Annotated in this window: 16 protein-coding genes; 5 read left to right on the plus strand and 11 right to left on the minus strand. The window is 69.1% G+C overall.

The features are described from left to right. Positions 1 to 130 precede the first annotated feature (130 nt). The 6 genes from ACIOJD_RS17440 to ACIOJD_RS17465 form a co-directional block, all read right to left on the minus strand. Positions 131 to 1054: a geranyl diphosphate 2-C-methyltransferase gene (locus ACIOJD_RS17440; protein ID WP_401914110.1), complete on the minus strand. Its 924-nt coding sequence runs from the start codon at positions 1052 to 1054 to the stop codon at positions 131 to 133. 5 nt (positions 1055 to 1059) lie between these two features. Continuing rightward, positions 1060 to 2331 carry a family 2 encapsulin nanocompartment cargo protein terpene cyclase gene (locus ACIOJD_RS17445; RefSeq protein WP_401914112.1) on the minus strand — a complete coding sequence of 424 codons (1272 nt, stop codon included), beginning with the start codon at positions 2329 to 2331 and terminating at the stop codon, positions 1060 to 1062. A 158-nt stretch (positions 2332 to 2489) separates the two neighbouring features. Then, positions 2490 to 3902, minus strand: a complete 1413-nt coding sequence (locus ACIOJD_RS17450) for a family 2B encapsulin nanocompartment shell protein (protein ID WP_401914115.1) — start codon at positions 3900 to 3902, stop codon at positions 2490 to 2492. Positions 3903 to 4246: 344 nt separating this feature from the next. Beyond that, positions 4247 to 5098 carry a phosphotransferase enzyme family protein gene (locus tag ACIOJD_RS17455; protein WP_401914119.1) on the minus strand — a complete coding sequence of 284 codons (852 nt, stop codon included), beginning with the start codon at positions 5096 to 5098 and terminating at the stop codon, positions 4247 to 4249. A gap of 117 nt (positions 5099 to 5215) precedes the next feature. Next, a complete protein-coding gene (locus ACIOJD_RS17460; RefSeq protein ID WP_401914122.1) occupies positions 5216 to 5866 on the minus strand; it encodes a class I SAM-dependent methyltransferase in 651 nt (216 codons plus the stop codon). A 289-nt stretch (positions 5867 to 6155) separates the two neighbouring features. Beyond that, positions 6156 to 7775 (minus strand): phosphodiester glycosidase family protein, encoded by a 1620-nt coding sequence (locus ACIOJD_RS17465; RefSeq protein WP_401914125.1) that lies wholly within the window; start codon positions 7773 to 7775, stop codon positions 6156 to 6158. 384 nt (positions 7776 to 8159) lie between these two features. On the opposite strand from ACIOJD_RS17465, the gene ACIOJD_RS17470 reads away from it, so the two are divergent. Continuing rightward, complete coding sequence (locus ACIOJD_RS17470; protein WP_401914127.1) at positions 8160 to 8564, plus strand: nuclear transport factor 2 family protein; 405 nt, start codon at positions 8160 to 8162, stop codon at positions 8562 to 8564. Positions 8565 to 8628: 64 nt separating this feature from the next. Here ACIOJD_RS17470 and ACIOJD_RS17475 read toward each other — a convergent pair whose 3' ends face one another. Both ACIOJD_RS17475 and ACIOJD_RS17480 read right to left on the minus strand, forming a co-directional pair. Beyond that, positions 8629 to 9402, minus strand: a complete 774-nt coding sequence (locus tag ACIOJD_RS17475; RefSeq protein WP_401914130.1) for an aminotransferase class IV family protein — start codon at positions 9400 to 9402, stop codon at positions 8629 to 8631. A gap of 141 nt (positions 9403 to 9543) precedes the next feature. Beyond that, positions 9544 to 9699, minus strand: coding sequence for a hypothetical protein (locus ACIOJD_RS17480; protein WP_401914132.1), 156 nt, complete (start codon positions 9697 to 9699; stop codon positions 9544 to 9546). Between the two features lie 89 nt (positions 9700 to 9788). Between ACIOJD_RS17480 and ACIOJD_RS17485 the strand changes: the two genes are divergently transcribed. Next, positions 9789 to 10133: an Rrf2 family transcriptional regulator gene (locus ACIOJD_RS17485; protein WP_401914135.1), complete on the plus strand. Its 345-nt coding sequence runs from the start codon at positions 9789 to 9791 to the stop codon at positions 10131 to 10133. Between the two features lie 116 nt (positions 10134 to 10249). On the opposite strand, the gene ACIOJD_RS17490 is transcribed toward ACIOJD_RS17485, so the two are convergent. Together ACIOJD_RS17490 and ACIOJD_RS17495 are read right to left on the minus strand one after the other, a co-directional pair. After that, positions 10250 to 11284 (minus strand): multicopper oxidase domain-containing protein, encoded by a 1035-nt coding sequence (locus ACIOJD_RS17490; RefSeq protein ID WP_401915482.1) that lies wholly within the window; start codon positions 11282 to 11284, stop codon positions 10250 to 10252. A gap of 271 nt (positions 11285 to 11555) precedes the next feature. Next, positions 11556 to 11780 carry a hypothetical protein gene (locus ACIOJD_RS17495; RefSeq protein WP_401914137.1) on the minus strand — a complete coding sequence of 75 codons (225 nt, stop codon included), beginning with the start codon at positions 11778 to 11780 and terminating at the stop codon, positions 11556 to 11558. On the opposite strand from ACIOJD_RS17495, the gene ACIOJD_RS17500 reads away from it, so the two are divergent. Then, entirely contained in the window at positions 11755 to 14022 is a 2268-nt protein-coding gene (locus tag ACIOJD_RS17500; protein ID WP_401914139.1) for a ThuA domain-containing protein, read from the plus strand. The two genes, ACIOJD_RS17495 and ACIOJD_RS17500, sit on opposite strands and share 26 nt — an antisense overlap. Before the next feature lie 95 nt (positions 14023 to 14117). Next, positions 14118 to 16277: an OmpL47-type beta-barrel domain-containing protein gene (locus ACIOJD_RS17505; RefSeq protein ID WP_401915484.1), complete on the plus strand. Its 2160-nt coding sequence runs from the start codon at positions 14118 to 14120 to the stop codon at positions 16275 to 16277. A 75-nt stretch (positions 16278 to 16352) separates the two neighbouring features. Here ACIOJD_RS17505 and ligD read toward each other — a convergent pair whose 3' ends face one another. Further along, entirely contained in the window at positions 16353 to 17366 is a 1014-nt protein-coding gene (gene ligD / locus ACIOJD_RS17510; protein WP_401914141.1) for a non-homologous end-joining DNA ligase, read from the minus strand. 110 nt (positions 17367 to 17476) lie between these two features. Between ligD and ACIOJD_RS17515 the strand changes: the two genes are divergently transcribed. After that, complete coding sequence (locus ACIOJD_RS17515) at positions 17477 to 18568, plus strand: ATP-dependent DNA ligase (protein WP_401914144.1); 1092 nt, start codon at positions 17477 to 17479, stop codon at positions 18566 to 18568. Positions 18569 to 18571 lie beyond the last annotated feature (3 nt).

Below are 18571 nucleotides of genomic sequence, written 5' to 3' on the forward strand. Positions count from 1 at the left end.
GGAGTTCCGATGTTCCCGTTGTCACGCAATGGGACGACGGCCGGCCTTCCGGTCCCGAACCGGGTGAGCGTTCCACCTCGTCGGCGTCCATGCCAGGCGGCGCGACGGGGCAAGCCGTGCCGGACAGCCCTCAGACGCGGTCGGCCGCGATCAGGAGGTACTGGAAAGAGCCGTCCTTGTAGGAGTTGATGAACGCCTCCTCAATACCCGTGACCAGCGAGGACGTGGCCCGCAGTTCCCAGTAGGGCAGGGTCTCGGGAGTGAGGTCGATGACGGCCTGCGGTACGAGGCGGTTGTCGGCCATGGCGCGCAGATACTCTCGGCGGGAGTGGATGTTGCACTCGAAGTGAGCGTTGATCTGGGAGACCCACTTCGACGGCTGGCCGTAACGCGGGTTCCAGCAGCCGGTGATGGTCACATAGCGGCCACCCGGCGCAAGGACACGGGAGTGCTCGGCGAAGAGGTCGTGCAGGTCGACGTACATGCTGGACTCGTTGTTCCACGAGCCCGCGGCCTGTCCGGTGTCGAAGGGCGTTTCGAGCATGTTGCAGACGCGGGCGCGAACGTGGTCCTTGATGCCGAGTTCACGGGCACGCCGGTTGGCGAAATCGGCCTGCTTGGCCGAGAGCGTGACGCCCTCGACCTTGCAGCCGAAGCGCTGGTGCGCCATCACCATCGAGCCGCCGCGGCCGCAGCCGGCGTCCACCAGGGTGTCGTCGCGGTCAATGGGTCCGAGGTGGTTCAGGAGGAGTTCGGCCTGTGCCGACTCCAGACGGTGGAGTTCGGCGATCAGTTTCTTCTCGTACGCGCTGTTCTCGGCGTCACCAAGGGCCGCGTGGTCGACGTCTCCGATGCCGTAGTGGTGGTGGTAAAGGCCGTCGACGTCACCGAGGCGCAGATTCACGGGCCTCGCCTCGCCGTCCCAGTAACGGGCGATGTCCTTCTGATAGGCGGTCACGGGGGCCGGGATGAACACGGAGGTGCCGGTGGGCGCCGAGTCGGATGAGGCCGAGTCGGTGGTGGTCAGTTCGGTGTTGGTCACTGATGAATCCATTCTTCTTACCAGAAATCGGGCAGGCTGTAGCGGTAGGTGTTGGTCTGGTGCCAGTAGTGGTTGCCGTCGACCCATACGGCCACCCCCCGCAGGAAACGCAGAACGCTCGGGACGGGGCAGGCGGCGGCCAGGGCCGCGGCTTCGGCCTCGAAGTCACGCATGAGCTCGTTGTGCACCTCGACCGCCTTGAGATAGGCCTCGCGGTCGGAGACGTCCTCACGTTCGGCGATCACCACCGGCAGGTTCAGGTGCCGGCCGGGGCCGGCGAGTTCCTTGGTGTACGAGTACAGGTCGTTCACGATCGTGGTGGCGTTCCCGGCGAGCGCGATGACCCGCTGCATGGCGGGCTGAGCGTGCAGGTCCGCCGGGAGTTCGTAGCCGCCGACGGTGTCGGTGATGGTGGGACAGGGGCGGAAGTTGTTGAACTGGCGCATCGCCAGGTACTCCCACACTTCAGGGACGTGGTCCTGCTGGGCCCATGCGGCCTCGGCGAGATACCCCATGTGCAGCCGGGCCATGTCGTGCCGGTACCGGTCGACCTGAGAGGGTCCGGCCATGTGGAGGAAGTACTCCATGGCGGAGCGGTATGCACGACGAGGCGCGTCCGACTGAAGAGACTGCGCCCACTGCGGCTGGTACTCCTTCGTCGTGTGCAGGGGGTCGAGGGCGGTGTGCGCCAGCAGAAGGCGTCCACCCAGGCCGACGGGCGAGCCCCCGTGGTCCTCGCAGTAGCAGTCGTCCACCGCGTTCTCGGCGACCATCAGGCGCGTGGCGAGCATCAGATGGTCGACGGTGGGGGCGTCCGGATGGCAGGCGACCATGTAGCGCCCCACGGAGAAGCCGTCGAACTGATCCTCCCAGTCATCGGGGTACAGATCGACCTCGTCCGACGCCCACGCCTTGATCCTGCGGCTGACCTCCTCCACCCGCACGGGGTCGGGCTCCGGCACAGGGTGGTGATAGAGGCCCGGGATCGGATGGCCTTCCGCGGACGTCTGCGTCGGCTCTTCGGGCCGGGCGAGGGACAGGCCCGCCGTGCCCAGACCACTGGGGCCACCCAGGATCCGTCGCAGCTGAGCGGTCGGTGTACGGACCTCGGCGGCAGGGACCTCCACGGGGGACGGGGCGGCGGGTGAGGACGGCACCGATGGCGGGCCGCCGGTGACGGCCGTGATGTCGCGGGCGCGGGCGGCGGCGTCGGCGAGGACGTGCGCCCCGAAGCGGGAAGCGGCCGCGGGCAGGCCCGATTGCACAGGGAAGGGCTCAGGGTTGGGCATCCACAGCTCCTTGACGGGAGGGGGAGTCGTCCGGATTCTGGACACGCTCGGCCGGCCCGGAGGGTCCACGTGCCCCAGGGTCTTTCGTTTGGATCAGGCCGGATCAGGGCGCGGTGCCCGGCACAACGCGAGCCCGGCGAAGACCGGCCGGAGAGGGTCTAGTCGTGCCGACTGGCGATCTGCACGTTCTCCAGTACGCCGAGCGCGTCGGGCACGAGGACGGCGGCGGAGTAGTAGGTGGTGACGAGGTAGGAGATGATCGACTTCTCGTCGATGCCCATGAAGCGGACCGACAGGCCCGGTTCGTACTCCTCCTGGAGACCCGTCTGACGCAGACCGATGACGCCCTGGTTGTCCTCGCCGGTGCGCATGACGAGGATCGAGCTGGTCTTCTCCTTGGTGATGGGGATCTTGCCGCAGGGCAGGATCGGGACCCCACGCCAGGCCGGGACCTGCTGCCCGCCGAGGTCGACATGGGTCGGGTAGAGGCCGCGGCGGTTGAACTCACGCCCGATCGCCGCGATCGTCCTGGGGTGGGCGAGGAAGAACTTGGAGCCGCGGCGGCGGCAGAGCAGCTCGTCGAGATCGTCCGGGGTGGGAGGTCCCGAGTGGGTCTGGATGCGCTGCTTGAAGTCGGCGTTGTGGAGCAGACCGAACTCCCGGTTGTTGACCAGCTCGTACTCCTGGCGCTCGCGCAGCGCCTCGATGGTGAGCCTGAGCTGCTCCTCGGTCTGGTTCATCGGCCCGTTGTAGAGGTCGGCGACCCTCGTGTGGACCCGCAGAACGGTCTGCGCGAGGGAGAGTTCGTACTCACGCGGTTTCAGCTCGTAGTCGACGAACGCGCCGGGCAGTTCGGCCTCGCCTGTGTGGCCGGACGACATGGCGATCTCCGCCTCGCCGTGACGATTCTGCCGCTTGAGAGGAAGCGAGCTGAATCGCTCGATGTGGGCCCGGAGGCTCGGCGCTGTGGACAGTACGGCGGCGAAGTCGGCGCGGGACAGAGTGAGCAGGGTGCCGGCCGTCTCGGCTGTGGCGGTGTAGTCCCACCGGGCGTCGGTGTCCAACAGGGCGTGGTCGCCGAACCGGTCGCCGTCGGCAAGTACGGCGACGGCCGCTTCGTCGCCGTACTTGCCGACGGACGTCTGGCTGATACGGCCGTGGGCGATCAGGTGGATCCGGTCGGCAGGCGTACCGCGCTCGACCAGCCTGTCGCCGGCACGGAAGTCGTGCTGCACGCACCGGCCGGCGATCGCGGTCAGCACCTCCACGTCATCAAAGCCCTGTAGAAGGGCCAGTTCGCCCAACTCCCGCGGAATCACCCGGACGTTGGCACCGTCCTGGACGAACTCCACGCGCCCGTCACCGACGGTGTAGCTCAGCCGGCGGTTCACCCGGTAGGCGCCACCCTTGGTCTCCACCCAGGGCAGCATCCGCAGCAGCCAGCGGGAGCTGATCTCCTGCATCTGCGGGGCGGACTTGGTCGTGGTGGCGAGGTTACGTGCAGCCGCGGTACCCAGGCTGGACTGCCGGGGCGGCTCCATCTGTCCCTCCAGGCCGGTATCAACAGTCATCGGGCGCGCTCTCCTTCGTAAGGACGGTGACCGACGAGGTCTCGCGGCACCGGGAACGGGAAAAGAGGGGCAAATAACCTGGAATCCGTCCAGATCTCTGGGAACAGTAACGGCCCGTGCGCCCAATCGGTCCAGAAAAGCCGATGACATTAACTCGATACGATGATCGTGCCTGGACGAGGTTTACCCGGTCGGCCGACGGTATGGAGACTCACATGGCGTTCCGGCCATACGGAACGGATCGCACAGGGATCGGCGGCAACGGGCCCGCACCGTGAAGCCCGCTCCGGCGGTGACGCCGCGCCTCGGGCCTGCACTCCGGCTGCTACCTCGAAGGTCCGCGATCAGCCATGGGTGTCCGGGCCGCCGCTGTCGAGTGCCGCGCGGATCCGGCTGAGCCACTCCCTGCCCAGCCGGAGCCCGTCGGGGAGCTGGTCGCCCCGGTCCCAGCGCCACGTCGTGATCATCGCCGGCACGAGGATCCGGCACGCGCGCAGCACGTCGTGATCGACACCCGGATAGTGCTCGCCGACTTCCTCGGGCGCATGGGCGAGGTCGAACTCGACGGGCCCACGGCAACACGTCTCAAGGTCTATGAACAGCAGCCCGTTCTTCGTGGTGAGCACGTTGCCCGGGTGCGGCTCGCCGTGCAGCAGTTGCTCGGCTCCGCCGCGCTCGCCGATCACTCGTCTCAGGTTTCGTAACGTGTCGCCGAGCAGTTCCCGGTCCGCGTCGGCGAGCGCCGGAGTGCGGTCGCGGTCCGCAACGAGTCGTTGCGCCTGATCGACTCGATCGGTGAATCGCGGCGTCGGGACATCGAGTTCGCGCATGCCCGCATGCAGCCGCTCAAGAGCGTTGGCGTAGTGGGCCGGTGGGACCGCCAGAGGTGTCACGGGTTCGTAGTAGGTCCAGAGCGTGACCACGAATCCGCCGCGCTCATAGACACGTGGCTCCACCCGAGGGTCGAGAGCGGCCACCGGGCACCCGGCCTCGGCGAGCCGCTGAGCAAGATCGACTTCGAACTGTGCGACGTGGTTCGATACGGGGGCCACCCGGGCCAGGACGTCACAAGGCAGCAGGCGCAGAGTGAGCTTGTTCGAGTCATGGAGAATGATCGCGTCGTCGGCGGTCAGGTCGAGCGATGAGGCGATCGACAGGGCGGCGGCCGTCGCACGGGATACTTCTGACGCCTGCATCGTCACCTGGCCTCTCTGCCTTGAGCGCTGCCGTAACTCTCCAAGTCGTACAGCCCGCGCACCTTGGCAAGCAACACCAGCAGCGCCCGGCCACGTCTGCAAGGTCTGCAAGGCTGCCTACTGGGCTTTGCGGGCGAGCAGGTGAATCTCCTGGAACTGCCGTTGGTCGGTGGGCTGGGGCTCGCGAACCATCCGGGCCACCTCGGCCAACCCGGACTCGCGCAGCATCGCGGCGAGGTGGTCGGGCCACCACCGATAGGCCGGCGCGACCTTGTGATCGAAGACCTGTGTCGGGTGGGAGGAATCTTCGCTCGCCGAAAAGCCGAGCAGGAGGTGGCCGCCGGGTGCCAGCACGCGGAGGAACTCCCCCAGGATGACGGGGAGTTCCTCCGGCGGGGTGTGGATGATGGACCAACGCGAGAGTACGCCGCCCAGCACGCCGTCGGCGATGTTCAAGGCGGCCATGGAACCCACGTCGAACCGCAGGCCCGTATAGGCCTGTCGAGCCAGCCCGACCATCGTGGGAGAGGTGTCAACACCAAACGCCGCCAGCCCCAACTCGTCCAAATAGGCGGTGACATGGCCAGGTCCGCACCCCAGGTCCGCGACCTGACCGTCCCCACTCGCACGGACGGATTCGGCGAAGACACCCAGGATCGCGCGGTCCAGGGGGCTGTCACGGAGCGTGTCGCGGAACAGCTCCGCGTAGGTGGAGGCAACAGCGTCGTAGGCCTCGCGGGTGGCACCGAGGGCATCGAGTTCGACCATGCTCGCGACAATAGTTCCTGGCGATGAGGCGAGCCGGGAGAATGACGAGCCTCCCGCCGCCTCCCCCGGGCCGGCAGCTGTGTTCAAGCCGGCGTCGGCTGTTGTACCGCTGTGCTCAGCGCGTCGTGACACATGCCGCGTCGTGACACGTGCCGCGTCGTGTACACGTGCCGCGTCGTGTACACGAGCTGAGCACAGCGGATCGATTCGCGCCCGGCCGCCGGTACCCGGCCCGGGTCAGTGGCTGGGGTCAGTAGCTCGGGTCAGTGACTTCGTTCAGTGACTTCGTTCAGCGGGTGGAGCGGGGCAGTACCTGGATGGTGTCGCCAACGGGGCGTTCGCCCGTCGTGTCGGAGGGACGGTTGACGAGTTCGCCGTTGACGGCCATGGCGGTCGAGCCGCCGCCGTCGAGGTTGATGGCTTGGAGCGCGCCCTGGGACCGCATGAACGACGCGGCCTCCCGCAGGGTGAAGCCTTCGCTGCCGCCGGCCTGGCGGCCGTCGACCGTGACCAGGATCAGCCGGCCCTTGGCGTCGGTGCCCGCCATGGTTCGCGGCTGGCGGCTGTTGGCCCACGCGTAGCCGAAGGAGAGGTCCTTCGGGTCCACGACTCCTTCGGTCGCCGCGTCGATGCTGATGCGGCCGTCCTTCACCAGGGTCGGGGCGGCGCTGACGATGCTGTCGTGGCTGCCGAGGCGGACCGGGCGCCCGGCCTCGTCCCGGACGGTCTCGGCGACGCCGACGCGCTGTCCGGGCTTCGCGTGGGCGGTCAGCCAGCCGGCGGCCGAACCGACGCCCTGGAGGACCGAGCCACCGGCCGGCACCGTGCCACCGCGGGTGCCCGCGGAGACGATCCGGCCGGAGGCGTCCAGCACGGCCTGGGCGCCGGCCCCGGTGGGCAGCGGGGCCTTGAAGGCGGAGGTGAACTTGACCAGGTCGTCGGTCTTGCGGCAGGTGACGTCCTGCCAGGGATGTGTGCTCGGCCGGGCACCGGGGCGGCCGCAATTGCGTACGGTGCCCGGTACGCGGTTGATGCCCTGGACCTCGTAACGGGCCTTCCCGGCGGTGGCGGTGGCGCTGCTGGTGAGGTCGGCCATCCGGATGCGCTTGCCGCCGTCGCCGAGGACGAGTGCCGCCCGCGCGCCCGAGGACATCGACTCCAGCTTCCCGTCGTACGCCCCGAGTCCCGCCTGAGTGCCCTGCACGCCGTCGGCGTCCGCGGTGACGAAGAATCCGGCGTTGACGCCGACCAGCGAGTTCAGCTTCGCCGCGACGGACGAGGTCGTCTCGCGCCGCGTGACGTTGCCGTCGTGCGTACCGGCGATCGTGCCGGAGAAGGTGCGCGGGTCGATTATCGCGACGCGGATGTTCTCCTTGTCGGCCGGCCGGTCACTGTCGTACCCGGTCCATTCGGCCGTGGCGTGGAAGCCCGCCGCGGTGAGCGCCTGGGCAGCGGTGTCCGCCTCGCCCTGGGCGGCGTACGAACCGACACGGACCCGCAGGCCCATCAAGCCGCGCGGGGTGTCGCTGTAGGAGGGCCAGTCGATGGCGTCCACGCGCGGGCGGAAGCCCTTGCTCCGCAACTGCGCGGCCGTGGCGTCGGCCCAGCTCCGCGGTCCCACCTTGGCCCAAGCGGCGGCACCGGTGAGCCGACTGGTGGTCGGCGCCTCCACGGTGACGGTCCAGGTCGGCTCCGCCGCCGAGTTCGTCACCGTCCCGGTCCGCACCTCGACGCCCCTGGCGACGGACTGGGTGGTCCAGCGGGAGACGACGTGGGAGTCGGTCACGGTTCGCGCGTCGGCGGGGCCGGGCGTTGCGGCCTGCGCGCCGACCGGCGCGCCGACGGACGTCACGGCTGCCAGCGACATGGCCATGATCACGGCACGCGTGCGCGCGGGACGCCCAGGCATGACGGCTCTGCCCTTACCAGCTGGACTGGAGTGGTTCATGTTTCCTCACCGAAAGACGGGATGTGACCGGTCCGGATCGACTACCTGCCGGACAGCGGGGACACCCTCGATCTGATCACCAGCAAAAAGACGCGAACCGGACCGTTCGCCGACGTGCGCACGAAGAGCGAATTATCGGCGGGTGTACGTGCCGAGGCGCCGGCGTTCTGTGGCGTACCGGATCAGCGGACAGTGCCCCGGCATTCGGCGCGAGAGCTGAGCCGAGACCGCCAGACCATGCGGGGGGGGCGCTCCCCCTCGGCCCCGGGGGCCGGGCCCGCACCCGACGCCGCGCGCCGATCCACCGGGGACCGTAGGCTGTCCCCGCTGCGGAAGGGTGGTGCCATGGATGCTGATTCCCTGATCAGGGCCGCGATCGAGGAGCATTGGCGGGCCTCGGAACGCGGGGATACCGAAGCCGAGCACGCCATCTACGCCACGGACGCGATCCTGGACTACCCGCAGTCGGGCGAGCGGTTCCAGGGCCGCGCGACGATTTCGGCGCAACGCGGCGGGCACCCGGCCGACCGGCACTTCACCGTCCGGCGGATCACCGGCCGTGCGGATCTGTGGGTGAGCGAATGCACCATCACCTACGACGGGGTGCCTTCGTACTCGGTGAGCATCATGGAATTCGCCGACCGGCACGTGGTGCACGAGACGCAGTACTTCGGCGACCCCTTCGGCGCCCCGGCCCGGCGGGCCGCGCTCGCGGAGCCGATGCCGGGCCGGAGCATCGCCGGAGCCTGATTCCGGTGATCACCTCTGAGTGGGACCGGCCGCCCATGGCAACCGGCCCTGGGGGGACATACGGCTACAGCGCGTCGCCCGGCAGGCCCGCGTATCCCTCCCGCAGGAGGTCGATGGCCGGGTGGTGGCCCACGAGTCCGGTGTCGTCGATACCCGTGATCGCGCGTACACCGATGGCCGCGTTCGTGGCGAACGCGGCGTGCATGGAGGGGACATCGGCGAGCGTGACCGGGGCGACGCGGTGTTCGCGTACCTCTTGGAGGAGCCGCATCGTCACGCCCTGAAGGCACGGTGCCTGTGGCCAGACCACCTGGTCGCCGTCGAAGAAACCGATGTTCCAGGTGCCGCCCTCGGAGACGAGGGAGTCGGCGCCGACGAAGAGCGCGTCGTCGAACCCGGCGAGCCGGGCCTCGCGGCGCTGACGCAGAGCCCCGAAGAGTCCGACGCTCTTGACCTCGGGGGTGTCCCGGTCGTACGGGACGGACCGTACCCGGATCGGCGGCAACGGCCCGGCGGACGCGGCCCGTTGGGTGATCAGGACCTGGGGGGCGGTGGCCCGCTCCGGGTGGCCCAGGTCCAGGGACGGGTCGAAGACCGTGACACGTATCGTGACCGCTCCCCGCGCCGGCGCGGCACGCCGCAGCAGAGCACGGACCCGGTCGAGGTCGAGATCCGTCCCGAACAGGGCCCGGCAGTCACGGCCGAGCCGTTCGAGGTGGAGGGCCAGCCCCCGTACCCGCCCGTCGTCCACGCGAAGGGTGGTGAAGTGACCGTAGTTGGTGAGGGCGAGAGCGGTGAGCTGATCCGGATCGACCGGCCGGCCGTTGAGTTCTGCCATGCACCCAGCATGGCAGCCGGGCCGGGCGGCCCGTCGTCAGCCCCATCCGCCGCGCAAGAAGCAGCTGTACCCCCTCTTCCTGTACCGGAATTCCCGTGACGTGGGAATTCCGGTACAGGAAGAGGGGGCGTCCTTGAGGGCTCAGCGCCGTGCCGACGCGAGGGCCACGCTGATCTCCGCGGCAGAGGCGGGAGCGGCGGGCTGGTTCCTGTACCGGTCGTCCTTGGTCACCGCGTAGGGCGCGCAGAAGACCGGAGTGCCCAGTTGTGAGCGCCGGCTCTCGGCGAGCGGTCCCATGTCCACCGAGTCGTACCCGAGCAGCGAGAGCTCCTGGTTGAGTGCCGATCCGCGCGAGTGTCTCTCGTCGATCGCCCCGTCGCAGACCCGTGGGGTCCGACAGGCCCCCGCTCCGCCCCGGCGAGCGGGGCAAGGGCCGTAGCGGCGGCGTCCGCCTCGGCCGGCCCGCGGACCAGATCACACTGGGAGAGATCTACCGCACATCCATCGGCGACAAGCCGCTGTGGGCCCCCCGGTCGGAGGGACCCAGGGAGTGCCTGGTCACCAACCACTCCGCCGAGTACTTCGTCAGACTCACCGACGAGACCGAGTCGGCCGTCCTCGGCGCGCTGGCGGGCCGCACCCTCGCCGACAGCCTCGACGAACTGCGCGCCATCGACCGGGCGGGCGGTGCCCCCGCCCCGGAACGGCCGCTCCCCGCACCTCGTCATTAGCCGGGCCGGCTGCCGTTGAGGCTTTCGCGCACACCGATGACCACTGGTGGCCGCGCCTGTCGCCGGGAGCGAACCCCCCGTCCCCGGCAACCCGGAGATCATTCACGGGACTGCCCTCAGTGGCCCGAATGATCCGCCGTCGACCCGTCCGCCTTCTTGGAGGCCTTCGCGTCATCCCCGCTCATCGGGTGGTCCGGATCATGTGGCTCGTACCCCGGGATCGTGCCGTCCGTCTTCTTCACCAGCAGCAGTCCCGCCATCCCCATGTCCGAGTGGCTCTGGACATGGCAGTGGTACATCCAGGCGCCCGCGCCCACGCGTTCGCCCGCGATGATCTGGAAGCCGAAGGAGTCCGCCGGGCCCGTGATCTTGTTGTCGATCACGCGGCTGGGGTCGTCCGGACCGGTGAGCAGGCCCGTCCTGTTGTCCGCCCAGCGGTGACCGTGCATATGGAACGTGTGGTAGAACTCACCGTGCGTGATCATGATGATCTCGACCCGATCACCCACCGTGGCCTCGAAGTTGGGGGATTCGGCGGCCGGCTTGTTGTTGATCGTCATGTCGTTGAAGACGATCGTGAACTGCTTGTCCGGCAGGATGTCGCCCTGCCTGCGGACCACCACCGGACCGTAGAGCCCCTTGCGGATGCCGCCGGTGCCGTGGTCCGTGCCGACGACATGGTCGTGGTAGTGCCAGTAACCGGCGCTGCCCGCCTGCCAGGTGCCGTCCTTGCGCCTGCCCGGGGCGTGGGTGCGCCAGGTGTACGTACGGGTGCCGCCGGGTTCTACGTGACTCTTGCTCATCCGGGTGCCGTCGTTGGCGATCTCGTAGTCCACGCCGTGGACATGGAGACTGACGTCCGCGTCCGTGGTGTTCTCGAACTCGATATGGACGGTGTCGCCCTCGATCACCTCGATCAGCGGGCCCGGCACGGTCGCCTTGCCCTTCTCGAAGCCGTATCCCAGCTGACCGCCCGCCAACTTCTCCGCGTAGAGCTTGAGATGGCGTACCGTCCCGCCGGCCGGGGAGGTCCTGGGCGGACTCTCCGCGGAGGTCGCCGCCGGGGCCGAAGCCACGGACAACGATGTCACCCCTGTCGCGACCACCGCGCCGCCCGCCAGCAGGCGCCGGCTGAAACTCCGTCTGTCCATGGCCATACCGAACTCCCCTGTGCCGTACGGAGATTGACGGGGCCCGTCAGGAGCTGTCCGGCGAACCCGGGGGCGCCGAGGTTCGCCGGACAGCTCCTGACGCCCCGGGGACGGCCACACGGTAGACCAGCGACCTTCGTTTATCCACACTCAGGACAAAGTTGGTGGAATTGCGGTCGTACCTATTGGCGAGCCGGTGAAAGAGGTCTAGCTTCAGGCGCTGTTGCTGTGACCAAAGAGGGGTGGGTGAACACATGCAGCGCGCACCACGTCACCGGTCGAGATCCAGACGCGGTATGGCCGCGGCCCTGGCCGCCGGAGCCATGGCGGCGTCCTTGCTCGGCGGTAACGCCGCCACGGCCAGGCCGTACCCGGAGCCGACGTCGACAACGTTGTCCCTTCCGTCTCCGCCCGGCGGGGAGAACGTCAGGGTTCTTGTCTTCCATGCCTCGGCCACCGAGGAGTCGCCGGTGGTCGACGCCGGGATCGAGGCCATCGAGTCGATCGGCCTGACGGGACCGTCCGCGGGCCGCTTCAAGACCGTGGCCACGGACGACGGTTCGGTCTTCACGGACGCCGACAAGCTCGGCACGTACAACGCGGTCGTCTTCCTCACGGGCGGCGGCGATGTGCTCGACCCCGATCAGGAGGCGGGACTGGAGGCCTATGTGGAGGCCGGTGGCGGTTTCCTCGGCATCCATGACGCGGCCCGTACGGAACCGTACTCCGACTGGTTCACCGGCCTGATCGGCGCCCGTCCCGCGGCCACCAGCCCCACCACCGTGCAGCGCGCGACCGTCGAGGTCGGCGACCGGGTCCACCCGGCGACGAAGAACCTCCCGCTGGAGTGGAAGCGCCCCGACAAGTGGATCAACTGGGCCACCAACCCCACCGGCAAGGTGCACACCGTCGCCCGGGTCAGGGAGGCCGCCTACAAGCCCGGCGCCGGAGCCAACGGCGCCGACCATCCCATCTCCTGGTGCCGTGACTACGACGGCGGCCGGTCCTTCTACACCGGCATGGGCGGTACGGCCGAGTCGTACGCCGAAACAGACTTCCGCGACCACCTTCGCGGCGCACTCCAGTGGACGACCCGTATCTCCCGCGCCGACTGCAAGGCGACGGTCGACTCCAACTACAAGGCGGAGCGCCTCACTCAGCCGAACCAGGCCGGCCAGCAGGACCAGATCGGCGAACCGCACGGCGTGGTCGTCGCGCCCGACGGGCGGGTGCTGTACATCGGCCGCGGCGGTGGCGACAACAGCGCCCCCGTGGTGACCGACTGGAACAACCCGGACGTCGGCAAGGGCGTGGGCCAGATCCATGTCTACGATCCGAAGACGAAGAAGGTGACGCTCGCCGGCGCGCTGACGATCTTCGGCAACAAGGGCGGCGGCGAGGAGCTGATCAAGGTCGAGGAGGGGCTGCTCGGCATCGAGCTGGACCCCGCCTTCGCATCCAACGGCCAGGTGTATCTGCACTACACCCCGCACTCCCAGCTCAACCGTGACACGCGGATGGCCGAACGGCGCGTCTCGCGCTTCACGTTGGACCCGACGACCAACAAGCTGGACCTCGCCTCCGAGAAGGTCCTGCTGAAGTGGCCGGTGCAGGTGCACAGTTGCTGCCACTCCGGCGGCGGCATGGCCTGGGACTCCAAGGGCAACCTCTACATCGCGACGGGCGACAACAACTCGTCGGGGTTCAGCGACGGTTACTCGGGCAACAACCCCCAGCCCAACTACAAGGGCGTCTCCTTCGCGGACGCGCGCCGCACCGCGGGCAACACCAACAACCTCAACGGCAAGATCCTGCGTATCCACCCGGAGGCCGACGGCACGTACACACTGCCCGACGGCAACCTGTTCACGGGCAAGGAGCAGGCCGAGGGCGGCGGAAAGACCCGCGGCGAGATCTATGTGATGGGCGTGCGCAACCCGGCGCGCATCTCCATCGACAAGAAGACCGACACCCTGTACGCGGGCTGGGTCGGCCCGGACGCGGGCGAGCCGAGCACCACCTGGGGCCCGGCGAAGTACGACACGTTCTCCGCGATCACCAAGGCCGGCAACCACGGCTGGCCGTTCTGCATGGGCAACAACCAGCCCTACCGGGACCGCAATCTGCCCGACCCGTCCAAGCCGCTGGGCTGGTACAACTGTGCCGCCCCGAAGAACGAGTCCCCCAACAACGACGGTCTGGTGAACCTGCCGCCCGTCACCGGCAACACCATCTGGTACTCCCCGCAGGGCGGCGCCCCGGACTACCCGCGCGACGCGAACGGCGTCCCCAGCTACAAGACGTCGGAGGCCACCTACCTCCTGCCGTGGCTCAAGGGCGGCGGCCAGGCGACCATGGACGGCCCGCTCTACCGGTACGACGCGCGGAGCGCCAGTGCGCAGAAGTGGCCGGAGTACTGGGACGGCAAGTGGTTCGTCGGTGACTTCTACGACGCGGCGGCCAGCCCGCGCCACGCGGTGATGACCGACCCCAAGACCGTCGGCAAGGGCGGCCTGCCCGTGCACGCCGAGTCGCTGAAGAAGATCATCCCGGTCGGTCAGGGCGGTATCCGTAACCTCATGGACTGGAAGTTCGCCCCGGACGGTTCGCTCTACGTCCTCGACTACGGGCGCGGATTCTTCACCTCCGACGCCGAGTCCGCGCTGTGGCGTGTGACGTACAAGGGCGGCGAGCCGACTCCCGCCGCCGCCGACCTGGTCAGAAAGGCGGAGCAGTGAGACACCGACCACAACGCCCGTGGCGGGCTTCGCGGCCACACTTCCTGAGGTCACGGCCCGCGCGCCTGTGGACGGCCCTGGTGGGCGCGTTCCTGATGGTGCTGGGGCTGACCTCCACGGCGGCCTACGGCCGTGCGGACGACAGTCCGGCCGCGCCGAAGGCGGCCGCCCAGGTGCTCACCTGGACGGCCGGCGATCCCATCGACAAGTACCTCAGCTTCCCGACCACGGCGGTGGCCGGGGCGACCACGATCGTCTTCGAGAACAGCACGGCCACCGGCAACACCACCGGGATGCCGCACACGCTGACCTTCGACACGTCCGACCCCGAGTACAACAGCGACGTGCAGCTGAACATCCTGGCCAACCCCGGTGACGCCAACGGCGGCAAGTACACCGCCGAGGTCAACCTGACGCCCGGCAAGTACCGCTTCCACTGCTCCATCCCGGGCCACGGCACGATGAACGGCGTCCTCACCGTGACCGAGGCGGGCGGCGACGACACCACCGCTCCCGTGACCGCTGCCAAGGTCGACGGCCAGAAGAACGCCGACGGCGCGTACGTCGGTTCCGCGACGGTGACGGTGACGGCCACCGACGACGACTCCGGTGTGGCGACGACCGAATACGCGGTCGGGGCCGACGGCGCCTGGCAGCCGTACACCGCCCCGGTGGTGGTCGACCAGGTCGGCGAGCACACCATCCGGTACCGGGCCACCGACAAGGCGGGCAACGCGGCGGCGGAGAAATCCGTCGGCTTCGCGGTGGTGGCTCCGTCGACCGACGACAAGACACCGCCGGAGACCTCGGCGACGGTGAGCGGCGAGAAGGACGACGCGGGCAACTACCTGTCGATGGCCACGGTCACCGTCACCGCGTCGGACACCGGCTCGGGCGTCAACACCATCGAGTACGCGCTCGGGGCGGGCGGGGCCTGGCAGCCGTACACCGCTCCGGTGATGGTGCACGAGACCGGCGCCCACAAGGTCCGCTACCGCGCGACCGACAAGGCGGGCAACGCGGCGGCCGAGAAGTCCGTCGACTTCACCGTCGTGAAGCCGCCGGTGAAGGACACCACGCCGCCGGTGGCCGGGGCGGTCGTGGACGGGACCAAGAACTCCAACGGCGCCTACATCACCAGCGCCAAGGTGACACTGACCGCGACCGACGCCGAGTCGGGTGTGGACAAGATCGCGTACTCCCTGGACGGCGGTCCCTACCTCACGTACACCACGCCCGTGATCGTCGACAAGGTCGGCCACCACGCGCTCGCGTACCGGGCGACCGACAAGGCGGGCAACACCGCGCAGGCCAAGCAGCTGTCGTTCACCATCGCGCGGGGCGGCGGCGTTCCGGCGCCCAACTGTCCGGAGTTCGACGAGCGGTTGACGGTCATCGTCGGCACGGTCGACTCGGGTGTGCCGAACCGGCTCACTCGTAGCCGGTGCACCGTCAACGAGCTGATCGAAGACGAGAAGGAGTGGACCTCCCAGGCCCTCTTCCTCAAGCACGTCGACAGTGTGCTCGACAAGCTGCTGGCCGACACGGTCATCGACGCGCGCGAGTTCACGGCGATCACCAAGGCCGCCAAGCAGTCCAAGATCGGTACACCCGGCCAGACCGAGGGCTACCGCGATCTCTTCGACGGCACGGCGGAGTCCTTCGCCAAGTGGGAGCAGGTCGGCGGCGGCAAGTTCACCCTCACCGGCGACCGTGCCATCACCAGCAGCACGACGGTCGACGGCATGGGCATGCTGTGGTTCCCGCAGCGCACGTACGGCGATTTCTCGCTGAAGCTCCAGTTCCGTGACGACGCCCCGGGCACGGGCAACGCCAACGGCGGTGTCTTCGTCCGTTTCCCGAACGTCCACAACCACCCGGAGGAGTCCCGGCCGGAGTGGGTCGCCATCAACTACGGGCACGAGATGCAGATTCTCGACCGCCCGGACGGCGACCTGTACAAGACCGGCTCGGTCTACGGCTTCGACCGGGTGGGCCTGGGCGGCGCGGGCGTCACCCCGAAGGGCACCTGGAACGACTACGAGATCCGCGCCGTCGGCCAGCACTTCACGATTCTGCGCAACGGAGTCGTGATCAACGAGTTCGACAATGTGGCCGGCCAGACGTTCTACCCGGAGCGGGCCGGCGACCCGGGCACGGACGGCCGGCGGTACGCCACCGGTTATGTCGGGCTCCAGGTCCACGGCACGACGGATGTGATCTCGTACCGCGACATCCGCATCCAGGAGCTGTAGAGAGGCAGTCCCGGTCCCAAAGGTGTGGTGCCCCCTCTCCGTGCGGTCCGCGCGGAGAGGGGGCACCAACACGCCCTATGGCTCCTGGTGTCGCGCCCGGCTCGGCTGGACCCGTTTCGGCTCCCCCGGCATCTTGGGATAGTCCGGCGGATACGGCTTGTCGCCCAGCCCGTGGTCGCGTTCGTACCGGTCGGCCAGCTCCAGCAGTCCCTCCAGACTGTCCAGCCGCTCCCCCATCCCCGCGTGGACGTCGCCCAGTTCGGCGTAGCGCACCGGCATGGTCGCCAGATCGAAGTCGCGTGGCGCGACATCGTCCAGCTCCGCCCAGCGCAGTGGCGCGGAGACCGGCGCGTGCGGCTTGGGGCGTACGGAGTAGGCGGAGGCGATGGTGCGGTCGCGGGCGGTCTGGTTGTAGTCGACGAAGATCCGCTCACCGCGCTCCTCCTTCCACCAGGCCGTGGTCACCCGGCCCGGCATCCGCCGTTCCAGCTCGTGCCCGATGATGATGGCGCACCGGCGCACCTCGGTGAACGTCCAGCGCGGTTCGATCGGTACGAAGACATGGAGGCCACGGCCGCCGGATGTCTTGGGCCAGCCGTGCAGCCCCTGTTCGTCCAGGAAGGCGTGCAGTTCGTGGGCGGCGGCGACCGCGTCCCCGAAGTCCGTGCCCGGCTGCGGGTCCAGGTCGATGCGCAGCTCGTCGGGGTGGTCGGTGCGGTCCCTGCGTACCGGCCAGGGGTGGAAGGTGAGGCAGCCGAGGTTCGCCGCCCAGATGACGGCGGCCACCTCCGTCGGACAGATCTCGTCGGCCGAGCGTCCGCTGGGGAATTCGATCCGGGCCGTGGGGATCCAGTCGGGCAGGTTCCTGGGCGCCCGCTTCTGGAAGAAGGACTCGCCCTCGACGCCCTCGGGGAAGCGTTCCAGGGTGGTCGGCCGGTCGCGCAGGGCGCGGGTGATCCCCGGCGCCACGGCCAGGTAGTACCGCGCGACGTCGAGCTTGGTGAAGCCGCGCTCGGGAAAGTAGACCTTGTCCGGGCTGGACAGCCGTACGGGCCTGCCGTCCGCCTCCAGCTCCACCGCTGCACCCATGTGGGTCACGGTAGGCGGGGTGGCCGGGAGGCGCATATCGGGCGGCCGGGCGGTGCGTATGCGGCGGCCCATATCGGGCGGAGGGAGCGGTTCCCGAGCACAATCGGGGCATGGATCTGCCCGTGATGCCGCCCGTGAGGCCCATGCTCGCCAAGTCCGTGGCGCGTATCCCGCCCGGAATGCTGTACGAGGCCAAATGGGACGGCTTCCGGGCGATCGTCCACCGTGACGGCGACGAGGTGATGATCGGCAGCAGGACCGGGAAGTCGCTCTCCCGCTACTTTCCCGAGCTGGTCACAGCCCTGCGCACCGAGTTGCCCGAGCGCTGTGTGGTGGACGGCGAGATCGTGATCGTCCATGAGGACCGGCTGGACTTCGACCGGCTCACCGAACGTATCCATCCGGCGAAGTCCCGGGTGGACATGCTCGCCGAACAGACCCCGGCGAGCTTCGTGGCCTTCGATCTGCTGGCCCTCGGCGACAGCTCACTGCTCGCGGTCCCGCAGGCGCGGCGCAGGGAGGCGCTGGAAGCCGCGTTCGCCGGAGCCGGGCCGCCGGTGCATCTCGCGCCCGCCACCACCGATATCGAGCTGGCCCGGGAGTGGTTCGAGCAGTACGAGGGGGCCGGGCTCGACGGCGTGGTCGCCAAGCCCCTCGATCTGCCGTACCGGCCGGACACCCGGTCGATGTACAAGATCAAGCACGAGCGGACGGCGGACGTGGTCGTCGCCGGCTACCGCATTCACAAGAGCGGTCCGGTGGTGGGATCGCTGCTCCTCGGCCTGTACGACGCTCAGGGCGTCCTTCAGCACGTCGGGGTCTGCGCCGCGTTCTCGATGAAGCGCCGCTCCGAGCTGGTCGGCGAACTGGCGCCGCTGCTCATGGAGTCGGCCGAGGGCCATCCCTGGGCCGCCTGGACGGACGAGGCTGCCCACGAGACCGCCCGGCTGCCGGGCGCGCCGAGCCGCTGGTCCGGTACGAAGGACCTGTCGTGGCTTCCGCTGCGGCCGGATCTGGTGTGCGAGGTCGGGTACGACCATATGGAGGGTGACCGGTTCCGGCACACCGCGCAGTTCCGCCGCTGGCGTCCGGACCGTACGCCCGCGAGCTGTACGTACGAGCAGTTGGAGGAGCCGGTGCGGTACGACCTGGCGGAGGTGCTGGCGGCGCCGGGGCACCGGGCGGAGCCGCCCGGATCCTGAGGA

The organism is Streptomyces sp. NPDC088116, from assembly GCF_044741745.1.
Classification (GTDB): Bacteria; Actinomycetota; Actinomycetes; order Streptomycetales; family Streptomycetaceae; genus Streptomyces.